The organism is Curtobacterium sp. ME-Dv--P-122a, assembly GCF_030209645.1.
Classification (GTDB): Bacteria; Actinomycetota; Actinomycetes; order Actinomycetales; family Microbacteriaceae; genus Curtobacterium; species Curtobacterium flaccumfaciens.
In genome coordinates this window covers 144,679-157,077 of the sequence record NZ_JARVRO010000014.1, presented here as the reverse complement: position 1 = coordinate 157,077, position 12,399 = coordinate 144,679, and the positions used below count along the sequence as shown (strand labels likewise).

At 72.3% G+C, this 12,399-nt stretch carries 11 protein-coding genes; 3 read left to right on the top strand and 8 right to left on the bottom strand.

Annotated elements, in window-relative coordinates:
• Nucleotides 1–25: 25 nt before the first annotated feature.
• Entirely contained in the window at nucleotides 26–952 is a 927-nt protein-coding gene (locus QRN49_RS15490) for an oxygenase MpaB family protein (RefSeq protein WP_110864492.1), read from the bottom strand.
• A gap of 95 nt (nucleotides 953–1,047) precedes the next feature.
• Between QRN49_RS15490 and QRN49_RS15485 the strand changes: the two genes are divergently transcribed.
• Entirely contained in the window at nucleotides 1,048–2,730 is a 1,683-nt protein-coding gene (locus QRN49_RS15485; protein ID WP_284756593.1) for a long-chain-fatty-acid--CoA ligase, read from the top strand.
• Between the two features lie 61 nt (nucleotides 2,731–2,791).
• On the opposite strand, the gene QRN49_RS15480 is transcribed toward QRN49_RS15485, so the two are convergent.
• From QRN49_RS15480 to QRN49_RS15465, 4 genes are all read right to left on the bottom strand, one after another.
• Complete coding sequence (locus QRN49_RS15480) at nucleotides 2,792–3,799, bottom strand: EamA family transporter (RefSeq protein ID WP_284756592.1); 1,008 nt, start codon at nucleotides 3,797–3,799, stop codon at nucleotides 2,792–2,794.
• Nucleotides 3,796–5,697 (bottom strand): APC family permease, encoded by a 1,902-nt coding sequence (locus QRN49_RS15475; protein ID WP_245164602.1) that lies wholly within the window; start codon nucleotides 5,695–5,697, stop codon nucleotides 3,796–3,798. The genes QRN49_RS15480 and QRN49_RS15475 overlap by 4 nt, the downstream gene beginning before the upstream one ends.
• A 154-nt stretch (nucleotides 5,698–5,851) precedes the next feature.
• Nucleotides 5,852–6,130 (bottom strand): hypothetical protein, encoded by a 279-nt coding sequence (locus QRN49_RS15470; RefSeq protein WP_111111221.1) that lies wholly within the window; start codon nucleotides 6,128–6,130, stop codon nucleotides 5,852–5,854.
• A gap of 11 nt (nucleotides 6,131–6,141) precedes the next feature.
• Nucleotides 6,142–7,542 carry a PspC domain-containing protein gene (locus tag QRN49_RS15465; RefSeq protein WP_284756591.1) on the bottom strand — a complete coding sequence of 467 codons (1,401 nt, stop codon included), beginning with the start codon at nucleotides 7,540–7,542 and terminating at the stop codon, nucleotides 6,142–6,144.
• 114 nt (nucleotides 7,543–7,656) lie between these two features.
• On the opposite strand from QRN49_RS15465, the gene QRN49_RS15460 reads away from it, so the two are divergent.
• Complete coding sequence (locus tag QRN49_RS15460; RefSeq protein WP_284756590.1) at nucleotides 7,657–8,889, top strand: ATP-binding protein; 1,233 nt, start codon at nucleotides 7,657–7,659, stop codon at nucleotides 8,887–8,889.
• The gene (locus QRN49_RS15455) at nucleotides 8,886–9,548 is read left to right on the top strand and encodes a LuxR C-terminal-related transcriptional regulator (protein WP_284756589.1); all 663 of its coding nucleotides are present in this window, start codon (nucleotides 8,886–8,888) and stop codon (nucleotides 9,546–9,548) included. Before QRN49_RS15460 ends, QRN49_RS15455 begins: the two co-directional genes overlap by 4 nt.
• 15 nt (nucleotides 9,549–9,563) lie before the next feature.
• On the opposite strand, the gene QRN49_RS15450 is transcribed toward QRN49_RS15455, so the two are convergent.
• Genes QRN49_RS15450 through QRN49_RS15440 form a run of 3 tightly spaced genes read right to left on the bottom strand, consistent with a single transcriptional unit; the run spans nucleotide 9,564 to nucleotide 12,264 of the window.
• The gene (locus QRN49_RS15450; protein WP_051596514.1) at nucleotides 9,564–10,412 is read right to left on the bottom strand and encodes an ABC transporter permease; all 849 of its coding nucleotides are present in this window, start codon (nucleotides 10,410–10,412) and stop codon (nucleotides 9,564–9,566) included.
• A complete protein-coding gene (locus QRN49_RS15445; RefSeq protein WP_111022661.1) occupies nucleotides 10,409–11,410 on the bottom strand; it encodes an ATP-binding cassette domain-containing protein in 1,002 nt (333 codons plus the stop codon). The genes QRN49_RS15450 and QRN49_RS15445 overlap by 4 nt, the downstream gene beginning before the upstream one ends.
• Nucleotides 11,411–11,469: 59 nt before the next feature.
• Nucleotides 11,470–12,264 (bottom strand): hypothetical protein, encoded by a 795-nt coding sequence (locus QRN49_RS15440; protein WP_284756588.1) that lies wholly within the window; start codon nucleotides 12,262–12,264, stop codon nucleotides 11,470–11,472.
• Nucleotides 12,265–12,399 lie beyond the last annotated feature (135 nt).

Sequence of the window (12,399 nt, the reverse complement as noted above, 5' to 3'; positions counted from 1 at the left end):
CATGTGGTCGCGGTGACCGCCGTGCTCAGGCGACCGCGCTGCCGTCGGCGCGCTGCAGGCGCGCGATGCGCCGCCGCGCGGCCCGTTCGGAACCGGTCTGGTCATCGAGCACCGCACCGATCCCGTCGAGCACGAGCTTCGTGGTGCGGACCACCGGCAGCTCCACCGGGCCGACGATCGGCGCACGGAGGCCGAGGAGCGAGCGGTGCCGCGGGTCGAGCGTGGACACGGCGCCCTGGAACACGGCGCGGTAGCCGGGTCGCAGCAGACGGGAGAGCGGCGGGTCCTTGATGAACCGGACGACGTCGCGGGTGCGCGAGTCGACCAGGAGTTCGCCGCGGTCGAGGTACCCGTTCATCTGGGCACGGAGCTCCGCCTCGGACTCGGGCGGGTCGACGATGCGCATGAGGCGCCCGGCCTCGGCCCACTCCCGCACGTAGGCGTCGGCGCCGCCGGGGATCGGGCCTCCCCAGCGCTGGGCGGCGCGGAGGAACGCGTCGGTGAAGGCGAGGTGCACCCAGCGCGCCAGGTCCGGGTCGTTCGCCGCGTAGGGGCGGGTGGTGCCGTGCGCGTCGACGTACTGCCCGCGGACGCGCTCGTGCAGCCGGAGCACCCAGTCGCTGCCGCTGCGGGCGGTCTGCCGGTCGCCGTACGTGACGGTGGCGATCCACCGACTGGTGCCGGCCAGACGACCGAACGGGTCCTCGCGGTACCGGGAGTGGTCGGCGACGCCGGCGAGTGCGCCGGGGTGCAGCGCCTGGACGAGCAGTGCCCGCACGCCGGCGACGATGCCGTGGCTGCCGCCGTGCACCGCCCACGTGGCGGAGCCCGGACCGAAGAAGCCCGCGTCGGTGCCGTGTTCCAGGTCGTCCATCCAGGCTTCCGTGCCGGTCGAACCACCCGTGAACGTCTGGTTGAGGCGGGACCGGAAGACGTCGGAGACAGTGGACATGTCGTCATGTTCCGTCCGTCACCTGGGCGCTGGGGTGGCATCGCGCAAAGTGGCCCTCCCAGCGTGCACGGGGGTGGCCCACTAGGTTGGGTCGGGTGAGCATCGACACGCCTCGTCCCTGGCTTGCCTCGTACGCCCCGGGGGTCCCGCACGACATCGAGGAACAGAGTGGTTCCCTGTACGACCTGGTCGAGCAGTCGGCCCGGAAGTTCCCCAGGCAGGTCGCCCTCGAGTTCTTCAAGCGCACCACGAGCTACGCCGACCTCGAGGAGCAGATCCTCCGTGCGGCGAACGGCCTCCGGAAGCTCGGCGTGGGGGCTGGTGACCGCGTCGCCATCGTCCTGCCGAACTGCCCGCAGCACATCGTGGCGTTCTACGCGGTGCTGCGGCTCGGCGCGATCGTGGTCGAGCACAACCCGCTGTACACGCCGCGGGAGCTCCGCCACCAGTTCGAGGACCACGGCGCCAAGGTCGCCATCGCGTGGGACAAGTCCGTCGCGACGCTGCAGGACTTCCCGGCCGACGTGCACCTCGACGCGATCGTCTCGGTCGACATCACCCGCGCCATGCCCCGGAGCACCCGGCTCGCCCTGGCGCTGCCGGTCGCGAAGGCCAGGGAATCCCACGCGAAGCTGACGGCGAAGGTGCGCGGCACCGTCAAGTGGGACGACCTCGCCGACACCCGCAAGCTGTCGAAGCGGCACCCGCGGCCGGCCACCGACGACGTCGCGCTGATCCAGTACACGTCCGGCACCACCGGGACGCCGAAGGGCGCAGTGCTGAGCCACCGGAACCTGCTGGCGAACGCCGCGCAGGCCCGGGCGTGGGTGCCGCAGATCCGCCGCGGCGACAACGTCGTGTACGCGGTGCTGCCGATGTTCCACGCCTACGGCCTGACGCTCTGCCTGACCTTCGCGATGAGCATGGCCTCGCGGCTCGTGCTCTTCCCCGCGTTCGACCCCGCCCTCGTCCTGACGGCGATCAAGCGCCACCCGCCGACGTTCCTGCCGGCCGTGCCGCCGATCTACGCGCGGCTGCAGCACGCGGCCGACTCGGCGAAGGTGTCGCTCAAGGGCATCGAGATCGGCATCTCCGGCGCCATGCCGCTGTCGCAGGACATCGTCGAACCGTGGGAGGCCCGGACCGACGGCTACCTGGTCGAGGGCTACGGCCTGTCCGAGTGCTCCCCGGTCCTGATGGCCAACCCGGTCTCCCCCGAGCGTCGACTCGGATCGATCGGCCTGCCGCTGTCCTCCACCGAGGCGCGCGTGGTCGACCCCGACGACGACACGAAGGTGCTCGGGATCGACGAGCCCGGCGAACTGCAGGTCCGTGGACCGCAGGTGTTCCGCGGCTACTGGGGCAAGGCCGAAGCCACCGACGAGGTCTTCACGCCCGACGGCTGGTTCCGCACCGGCGACATCGTGGCCATCGACGCCGACGGGTACGTCCGGATCGTCGACCGCCTCAAGGAACTCATCATCACCGGCGGCTTCAACGTGTCGCCGTCCGAGGTCGAGGACACCCTGCTCAAGCACCCCAGCGTCAAGGAGGTCGCGGTCGTCGGCATCACGCAGGGCGGCAACGAGCAGGTCGTCGCCGCGGTCGTGCCGAAGGACCCCTCGACGTTCGACGCGGCCGCGCTCCGGGCCTGGTCACGCGAGCACCTGGCGGCGTACAAGGTGCCGCGCCGGGTCGTCGTGGTCGAGGACCTGCCGCGCTCGATGATCGGCAAGGTGCTGCGGCGGAAGGTGCGGGACCAGATCCTGGACGGCTGACGCGCGGGCACCGGGCGGCGCGGCTCAATTCGCGCGCCGGGCGGGTACCGGGCGGCGCCGCTCAGCCGGCCCGCCGCGCAGGCAGCGCCAGCACGGACAGCCCAGCGACCACCAGCACGATGCCGGCCCATCCGCCGATGCCCAGGCGCTCCCCCACCACGAGCACCGCGAGCACCGCCGCCACGACGGGCTCGAGCAAGGACAGCAGCGTCGCGACCGACGCCGTCACCGTCCGGAGGCCGAGCGCGTAGAGCGAGTGACCGATCACCGTCGGCACCAGCGCCAGGTACAGGAACACCGGCCAGTTGCCGGCGTCGGTCAGGAACGGCCCGCCCGCCACCACGGCGAGCACGACGAGCGGCACCGCCGCCACCCCGAACACCGCGCCGACGAGCCCCCGTTCGTTCGGCCCGCGGGCAGCCCGTGCGGCCGCGACCCCGACGTCCCCGCCGACGCGCATGCTGTCGGACTCCGTGCGACCGACGGCGATCGGCATGCGGCTCGTCGCGGCGTGCATCCCCCGCGCCACCGCCCACGAGTACAGCGCGTACGTCAGACCGGCGAGCAGCGCGCTGCCGACGCCGACCGCGAGTGACCGCCCGCCGCCGTCGTGCTCGGAGCGTGCGAGGGTCACGACGACCATGCCGACCACGCTCACCAGGGTGGCGACGACCCACCGGCGGGTGACGCGTCTGCGGTCGGCGATCCACTCGACCAGGCCGGCGAAGACGGGCGACGAGCCGATGGCCAGGGTTGTGCCGAGCGCGACCCCGGCGTCGGCGAGGGCCGCGTAGAACGCGACCGCGTAGACCACGAGCGACGCGGCGCCGAGCAGTGCCCAGCCGCGCGTCCGGCGCTGCGTGACGGCACGCAGCGTGCCCCGGCCCGCGGTGGCGGCGAGCACGAGCCCGCCGAGCCCGAAGGTGACCGCACCGAACACGAACGCCGGCACACCGGGCGCGAAGTGCGTCGCGGTCCCGGTGGTGCCCCAGACCGCTGCGGCGACCGCGATCGCCGCCAGGCCGCCGACGGGCCTGGAGGCACGCCCCGCGCCCGGTCCGTGGCTCACGCGACGTGGACGTTGGGCCGTCGGTTGACCTCGGGTTCCGCTTCGCGCAGGACCTCGCGCGTGACGGGGGCGACGTCGCCGGCACCGGTGAACACGAAGCGCAGGGCGTTCCGGATCGGGCTGCCCTCGTTCCACTCGAAGTAGATGCTCGGCACCACACCGGCGAGGTCGCGGATGGCGAGGAGTGTCGACGCGATGGTGTTCGGGACGTTGCCGGAGCGGACCTTGAGCACGCGGAACCCGTGGATGACGTGGCCTTCGACCACCAGGTCCTCTTCGAAGTCGGACGAGTCGGCGGGCAGGACCTCGAGGAACATCGTCGGCACGCGGGCGGGGATGCCGGAGTCGCGGCGTTCCTCGCGCCCCTTCGCCCGGTACGCCTCGGCCGTGCCGGCACCGGGCTCGTTGGCGATGATGCAGATCGAGCTGAACTGGTCGGCGTCGGCCTCGACGAACTGGCGGGCCGTCGCGTCGAGCTCGATCGACGATGCCCGGAGCTCGAACGAACGCCGCACGCGCGAGATGAGCGACACCACGACGATCGCGATGATGAAGATCGCCGCGATCCGCACGCCGTCGGGCCGCTCGATCACGTTGGCGACCGTGGTGTAGACGAACACGACCGAGATCACGCCGAACGCGATGGTGCGCTTGCGCTGCTGCTTGCGGCGCGCGGACAGCGTCACCGCGACCGCGGCGCTCGTGATGAGCACGAGCACGCCGGTGGCGTAGGCGCCGCCCTGCGCGTCGACGTCGGCCTGGAAGATGATCGTGATCACGAACGCGATGAGCGTGAAGATGATCACGAGGGGACGCACCGCACGCGCCCACTGCGGTGCCATGCCGTAGCGGGGCAGGAACCGCGGCACCAGGTTGAGGAGCCCCGCCATCGCGCTCGCGCCGGCGAACCACAGGATGGCGACCGTCGAGAAGTCGTAGATCGACCCGAACACGCCGCCCATGTACTCGTGCGCCAGGTACGCCAGGGCGCGCCCGTTCGCACCGCCGCCCGGCTGGAACTCTCGCTGCGGGATGAGGAACGTCGTCACGATCGACGACGTGATGAGGAACGAGCTCATGATGAGCGCGGCGACGGTCAGCAGGCGCTTGGTGCCGCGGATCCGGCCCTCGGGTCGGTCGCTGGTGTCGTCGGTGGCGTCGCCGCGGACCTGCGGCATCACCGCGACACCGGTCTCGAAGCCGGAGAGCCCGAGCGCGAGCTTCGGGAACACGATCAGGGCGATGCCGACCATCACGAGCGGGTTGCTGTGCTGTGCCGTCAGCCCGGACCACCAGTCGCTCGCCACCATCGGGTTCTCGAACACGTGCCAGAGGGCGACGATGATGACGACGGCGTTCAGGGCGAGGAACACCGCGACGAGGCCGACCGCGATGCCGATGGCCTCCTTGAACCCGCGCAGGAACACGATGCCGAGCAGGAGCAGCAGCGCCAGGGTGAGCGGCACCGGGATCTCGGTGAACCAGTGCGGCGTGTACGGGTTCTCGGCGATGTGCGCCGTGGCGTCGGCCGCCGACAGGGTCATCGTGATCATGAAGTCCGTCACGGCGAACCCGAGCAGCACCAGCACGAGCAGCTTGCCCGCCCACCACGGCAGGAGCTTCTCGAGCATCATGATCGACCCGGCGCCCCGGAAGCTGTCATGCGCGATCCGTCGGTACACCGGCAGCGCGCCGAACAGCGTGACGAGCACGAGGACGATCGTCGCGATCGGCGACAGCAGCCCCGCGGCGAGCGCGGCGATGGCGGGCTGGTACCCGAGGGTGGAGAAGTAGTCGACGCCGGTCAGGCACATGACCCGCCACCACGGATGGGTCTTCTCGACCTCGACCTGGTGCGGGCCCTGGTGGGAGGCTCCCTGGTCGGCCCCGTGCAGCATCCACCGGCGCAGGCGGGTGCTGCGGTCGAGGGGCTGCTCGGTGGCGTCGCGCTGGGCGGCCCGCTCGGCGTCTGTCGCGGTCACGTGGATGATGCTAAGCCGTCCGGGTGACCCCCGTGCACACCCGGACGGTCCTGTGGACGGGGCGCTCCCACTACCGCCGTGTGCGGGACAGTGTCGCCACGATCCCGGCCACGACCAGCAGCACACCGGCGGCGATGCAGGCGGCGAGCAGCAGGGTCGTGGTGTCCACTGAGAACATCGGCAGCGCACTCACGGCCATCGCCCCGGCGAACACGAGCATCAGGACACCCCACAGGATCGTGCCGAACCGTGCGCCACGGCGTGCGGGCCGCCGGACGGGCCCGTCGGGAGCCGCCGGTGGAGCCATCGGCGCAGTCGTCTCGTCGTTGGTCGTTCCGTCGTTCGTCATCGTCCCGTTCCTCACTCGCCGACCGTGATCGCCCGCGGCACGTCGACGCCGCCGCCGAGGATCCACAGGTGCACCGTCGTCGTCTCGTCCGCATCGGCCGTGCGTGCCGCACGGTTCTCGAGCGTGGTGGTCCGGAGCACCCCACCGGTGCCGTCGTCGTCGCCCCCGCCGGTGTCGATCCCGTAGCCGACACCGCTCACCTCGACCCGCACCGGCAGGTCGGTCGGCAGCAGCACCTCGGCTCCGCCGGCGCCCAGCCAGAGGCTCACGTCGCCCCCGACCGCCGACGGTTCGAGCTCGCGGAGGTCCAGCGTCGGACCGCCAGCCAGCATCGCGAAGTTCCGTTCGGTCCCCGACGCGGCCCGTTCCACCTGCCACGTGGTGCCGCCGATCAGCGAGACCTGCGTGCCGGCGGGCAGGACCCCGGTGACCACCAGGGCCACCGCGGCGACCGTCGAGAACAGTCCGAGCACGTCGTCGTCGCGGCCGCGGATCCCGGCGACGATCGTGGCGATCGCCAGCACCGCGAGCGCCGCGGCGATCCCGAGGACCGGGACGGACCACCCGGCCTGCTGTGCCCAGAACGCGACCCCGGCTCCGGCGACGAGTGCGAGTCCGAGGGACACGGCGACGTACGCCGCCCCGGGTCGACGCTCCACCCGCTCGGCCCGCCGTTCGGCCGCCCGCTCGCGTTCGGCGCGCATCCGCTCCTCCTGCTGCCGTCGCCGGTCCTCGGGGCTCGCGGGTGCACCCCACTGCCAGGAGGCCCGTCCCGCGTCCGTCGCACCGGTCGCCTCCGCGGTCCACGCGTTCCGGGCCGGGTGCGGCTCCTCGGGGCTGGTCCAGAAGTCGCCCCGCGGGGCAGCGGTCGGGCCGGTGCCGGTGCCGGTGCCGGTGCTCGCGGTCCGCTCACCGTCCACCCCGCGTCGGGCCAGGACCACGATGAGCCAGACGATCCCGCCGACGAGCACGATGCTCCACGCGGTGGCCAGGGTCGCCTCGAGCCAGCCGGGCATCCCCCAGGCGTCCGGGACCCCCTGCCACCAGAGGCCGCGGGCGGCGGGCACGAAGGTGAGTGCCACGAAGGCGCCGATCGCGATGAGCGCCGGGTCGAGGACCCCGCGGATCATCCGTTCGACGTAGATGCGTCCGGCGGTGTCGGGCAGCAGCGCCCAGCCGACGGCGTAGGCGAGGAAGACCGGCCCGCCCAGCAGCGCGACGACGATCGTCACGCCGCGGACCACGAGTGGATCGAGCCCGGTGCGGCGGGCGACGGCACCGCACACGCCGGCGAGCCAGCGGTCGTCGGTGCGCGCGATGCCGAGGCCACGGACCCAGTCGAAGAACCGGGTCGTCGAGTCGGCGCTGCCGGCGGCGGTGCCGGGAGCGGAGTCGTGCTGGTGATCGGTCATGGCCACCAGCATCCCGGCAGTGCTGCGCCGACACCATCGGGGTTCCCCCTGACCGGTCCCTGATCCCGGCCCCGAACACTGCTGCGGGGGCCGTCCGGGTGCCAGGATTGCCCCATGGCCACCGCGACGATGACGCGCCCGACCCCCAGGGTCGTCGGCGGGGTCTGCAGCGGGTTCGCGGCGCGCACCGGGCTGCCGGTCGGGGCCGTCCGGCTCGCCACCGCGGTCCTGGTGGTCTGCGGTGGCGCCGGGCTGCTGCTCTACGCCTGGCTCTGGGCGACCGTCCCGAGTGCGCCCGCCGGTTCGGCCTCGGGCCGCGCACCGCTCAAGTCCTTCTTGACGCCTGCCGTCGACGGAGACGACGACGACCCCGTGTCCGACCGTCGCGCCCCGGTCGTCGAGATCCTGCTCGGCGTGGCACTGCTCGGCGCCGCCGGCGCGGTGGTCGCAGCGCGGATGGGGGTGGCCGTCCCCCTCGAGGTCATCGTCCCCGGCGTCGTGGTCGTCACCGGCGCCGCACTCGCCTGGCGGCAGTTCGACGCACTCCGCAACGTCCGCACCGCCGGGTCCTCCGCCCTCGTCGTCCGGGCGCTCGGGGCCCTGGTGCTCGTCGTGCTCGGCATCCTGCTGTTCTTCACGACGAGCAGCCGCCCGAACGTCTGGACAGTCCTCACCGCCGCGGTCGCCGTCCTGGTCGGGGTCGCCGTCGTGGTCGCTCCGTGGGTGGTCCGACTCGTCCGCGACCTCGCCGAGGAACGCGCCGCCCGCGTCCGCGACCTCGAGCGCGCCGAGTTCGCGGCACACCTGCACGACTCGGTGCTGCAGACCCTCGCCCTCATCCAGCAGAAGGCCGAGCCGGGTTCGGACGCGGCACGGCTGGCGCGTGCGCAGGAGCGCGAACTGCGGTCCTGGCTCTTCACCGAGCGGGCGGAACCGGCGCGCGACCTCGGCGCGCAGCTGCAGGGCGCCGCCGTGGACATCGAGGCCGAGTACCCCGCCCGCATCGAGGTCATCGCGGTCGGACCCGCCCGCAGCGACCTGCCGGACGGGCTCGTCGCCGCCGCCCGCGAGGCGATGCTCAACGCCGCCCGGCACGCCGGTGGGACCGTGAGCGTGTACGCCGAGACCGCCGGCGACCGGGTCGAGCTCAGCATCCGCGACCGCGGCCCGGGCTTCGACGTCGACGCGGTGCCCGCGGGCCGGTACGGCGTCCGCGAGTCGATCATCGGCCGGATGCAGCGCCTCGGCGGCCACGCGACCATCGCGCCGGGGCCGGGCCGCACCGGCACCGAAGTCCGGCTGACCCTGCCGCTCGCACCCGCGGCGCACGACGAGGAGCACGCATGACCGAGCCCGCCCCGTTGACCGTCGCGATCGTCGACGACCACTCCATCTTCCGAGCCGGCGTGCGCGCCGGACTGCCACCGGGCCTCCAGGTCGTGGGTGAGGCGGCGACCGTCGACGAAGCCGTGACGCTCGTCGCGGCCACCCGCCCACGCGTCGTCCTGCTCGACGTGCACCTGCCGGGCGGCGCCGGCGGCGGCGGTGCCGAGGTCATCACGCGATCCACACCGGAGAACGCGGACACCCGGTTCCTCGCGCTGAGCGTGTCGGACGCCGCCGACGACGTGGTGCGGGTCATCCGCGCCGGCGCCCGCGGGTACATCACGAAGAGCTCGTCGAGTGCCGAGGTCGCCGAGGCCGTGACCCGTGTGGCGGACGGGGACGCGGTGTTCTCGCCGCGCCTGGCCGGCTTCGTGCTCGACGCGTTCGGAGCGGTCAGCGGCGAGACGGCGCAGCACGACGCCGAGCTGGACCGCCTGTCCGCCCGCGAGCAGGAGGTCATGCGGCTCATCGCGCGCGGGTACGCCTACAAGGAGGTCGCGACGGAGCTGTTCATCTCGGTGAAGACCGTCGAGACACACGTGTCGAAGGTCCTGCGGAAGCTCCAGCTGTCGAACCGGCACGAGCTGACCGCGTGGGCGCTGCAGCGCAAGCTGCTCTGAGCGCCCACGCCGGCGTCACTTCGCGCTGATGCGGGTGTACTTGTTGACCGCCCACGGCACGAACACCACGAGCATCACGGCGATCCCGATCAGGACGGTCAGCACGGGGTGCTGCATCGTCCAGATGTCCGGCACCGGCGCGGACCCGACGTTGCCGAAGAGCTCTCGCGCGGCCTGCACGAGCGACGACACCGGGTTCCACTCCGCGAACACGCGCAGCACCAGCGGCAGGGTGTCGCTCGGCACGAACGCGTTCGAGATGAACGTCAGCGGGAACAGGATCATGAACGAGGCGTTGTTGATGACCTCCGGCGTCTTGACGCTCATGCCGAGCAGCGCCATGACCCAGCTGAACGCGTAGCTGAACAGCAGCAGCAGGGCGATGCCGGCCAGGAACTCGAGCGGCGACGAGTTCACCCGCCACCCGACCGCGAGCCCGGTGAGCATCATGATCGCCATCGAGATCGAGTTCAGGACGAGGTCGGAGTTCGTGCGCCCCACCAGCACGGCGGACGCCGACATCGGCAGCGTCCGGAACCGGTCGATCAGCCCCTCCTTCAGGTCCTGCGCCATCGCCGACCCGGAGAACGTCGCGCCGAACACCACGGTCTGCGCGAAGATCCCCGCCATCAGGAACTGCGTGTAGTCGGTCCCCTGCACCTGGATGGCGCCGCCGTAGACCTGGCTGAACAGCAGCACGAACATGATCGGCTGCAGCACGGCGAACACGAGCATGTCCGGCGACCGCTTGAGCTTGATGAGGTTCCGCTTGGTGACGGTCCAGCCGTCCTCGACCCAGACGGCGAGCGGCGAGGTGACGACGACGGGCAGCTGGCGGCCCGGCGCGAGGGACGTGGTGGTCATCGTGCCGTCTCCTTCTGCTTGGTGGCCGCGGGTGCGCCGGCGTCGTCGTCCGTCGCGGCGTGTCCGGTCAGGCGGAGGAAGACGTCGTCGAGGGTCGGACGCCGCATGCCGGCGTCGTGGAGTTCGATGCCGGCCTCGCCCAGGTCGGCGAGCACGCGCTGCAGGGCTGCCGGACCGGCCTCCACCGCGATGGCACGGGTTCGGCCGTCGCCCGAGGTCTCGACCTCGCCGACCCCGTACCGCCGCAGCACCGTCGTCGCCGCGTCGCCGTCGGCCTCGTCCACCAGGGTCACGACCACGCGGTGCCCGCCGACCTGCGCCTTGAGCTGGTCCGCGGTGCCCTCGGCGATGACCGCGCCGTCGTCGATGACCGCGATGTCGTCGGCGAGCCGGTCGGCTTCTTCCAGGTACTGGGTGGTGAGGAGCACCGTCGCGCCCTCGGCCACGAGGTCCTCGATGATGCCCCAGAGCGCCAGTCGGCTTCGGGGGTCGAGGCCCGTCGTCGGCTCGTCGAGGAACAGCACGCGCGGGTTCATCACCAGCGCACCGGCGAGGTCGATGCGTCGCCGCATGCCGCCGGAGAAGCCCTTCACCGGACGGTCCCCCGCCTCGGACAGGTCGAAGACGTCGATGAGCTCCCGGGCACGATCGCGCGCTGTCCTGCGGCCCAGGTGGTAGAGCCGCCCGATCATCTCGAGGTTCTCGAACCCGGTCAGGTTCTCGTCGACCGCCGCGTACTGCCCGGACACCCCGATCGACCGCCGGGTGGCCTGCGGGTCGGCGATCACGTCGATGCCGTCGATCGTCGCGGTGCCCGAGTCGGGCGTGATGAGGGTGGTCAGCACCTTCACCACCGTGGTCTTGCCGGCGCCGTTCGGCCCGAGCAGCGCCTTCACGGTGCCCTGCGGCACCGACAGGTCGAGTCCGGCCAGCGCGTGCACCGGCCCGGACTTCGACTTGTAGGTCTTGGTCAGCCCGGAGGCTTCGATGATGGCCATGTCGCTCCTTCGTCGGACACGGTGGGTACCCGGGGGTCCGGTGGAGCGACGGACGTCACTCAGACGTCGAAGTCACCACCACCGAAGTCGCTGAAGCCACCGCCGAAGTCGGATCCGCTGTCGCCCCAGCCCGCATTGTCGAAGCCGCCGCCGTCGGATGCGCCGCCGTCGGACGCCCCGGCATCGCCGGATTCAGCACCAGTGTCCTCCGAACCACCGTCACCCGCAGCGTCGGTACCGCCATCGAACGAACCGGGGTCCGGCAGGAACGCGCTCATGATCGCCGAACCGATGACGTAGCCGGCCACGGTCCCGAGGATCGAGGCACCGATCATGCTGCCGAACGACGGACCGCCGCGCTGGCCGCCGAAGCGTCCGCCGCCACCGCCGACGCCACCGAGCGAGCGCTCCATGAAGCCCGGCTGGCGGATCTCGGAGCGGGTCGCCGACTGGGCGAGCGAGCGGGGGTCGTCACCACGGGGCGCCTCACCGGGAGGCGCGGTCCGGGTGAACTCGTCGTAGACCATGCGGCGCTGCTCGTCGGTCAGCTTGGCGAAGGCCTCGGCGTGGACCTCCTCGATGCGCTCCGGCGGTGCCGTGCGGAGCAGGTAGCGGTAGCGCTCGACCGCACGCTCGTCGTCGGTCGTCGCACCCTGCTGCGTCGGCGCACCGCCCCACTGCGGGACGCCGTACTGGTCGCCTGCGCCCTGCGGTGCAGACGGTGCCGGCTGCTGGTAGGACTGCTGGCCGTACCGGTAGCCCTGCTGCTGCGGCGGCTGCCCCCACTGGTTCTGCTGTGCGTCAGCGGATCGGTCACGCTCCGGACGTCCGAGCAGGCGGTCGAGGAATCCCATGGTCGATGCTCCTTCGGGTGCACGGTGGGCCCGGTCGGACCCGTCGTGGACTGCAACACTACGAACCCCCGGCGTCGGATGACTGAGCGCCCGCTCAGAGTCGGCCGGGAGGCGCGTGCCGGGCTGGCACCGCGC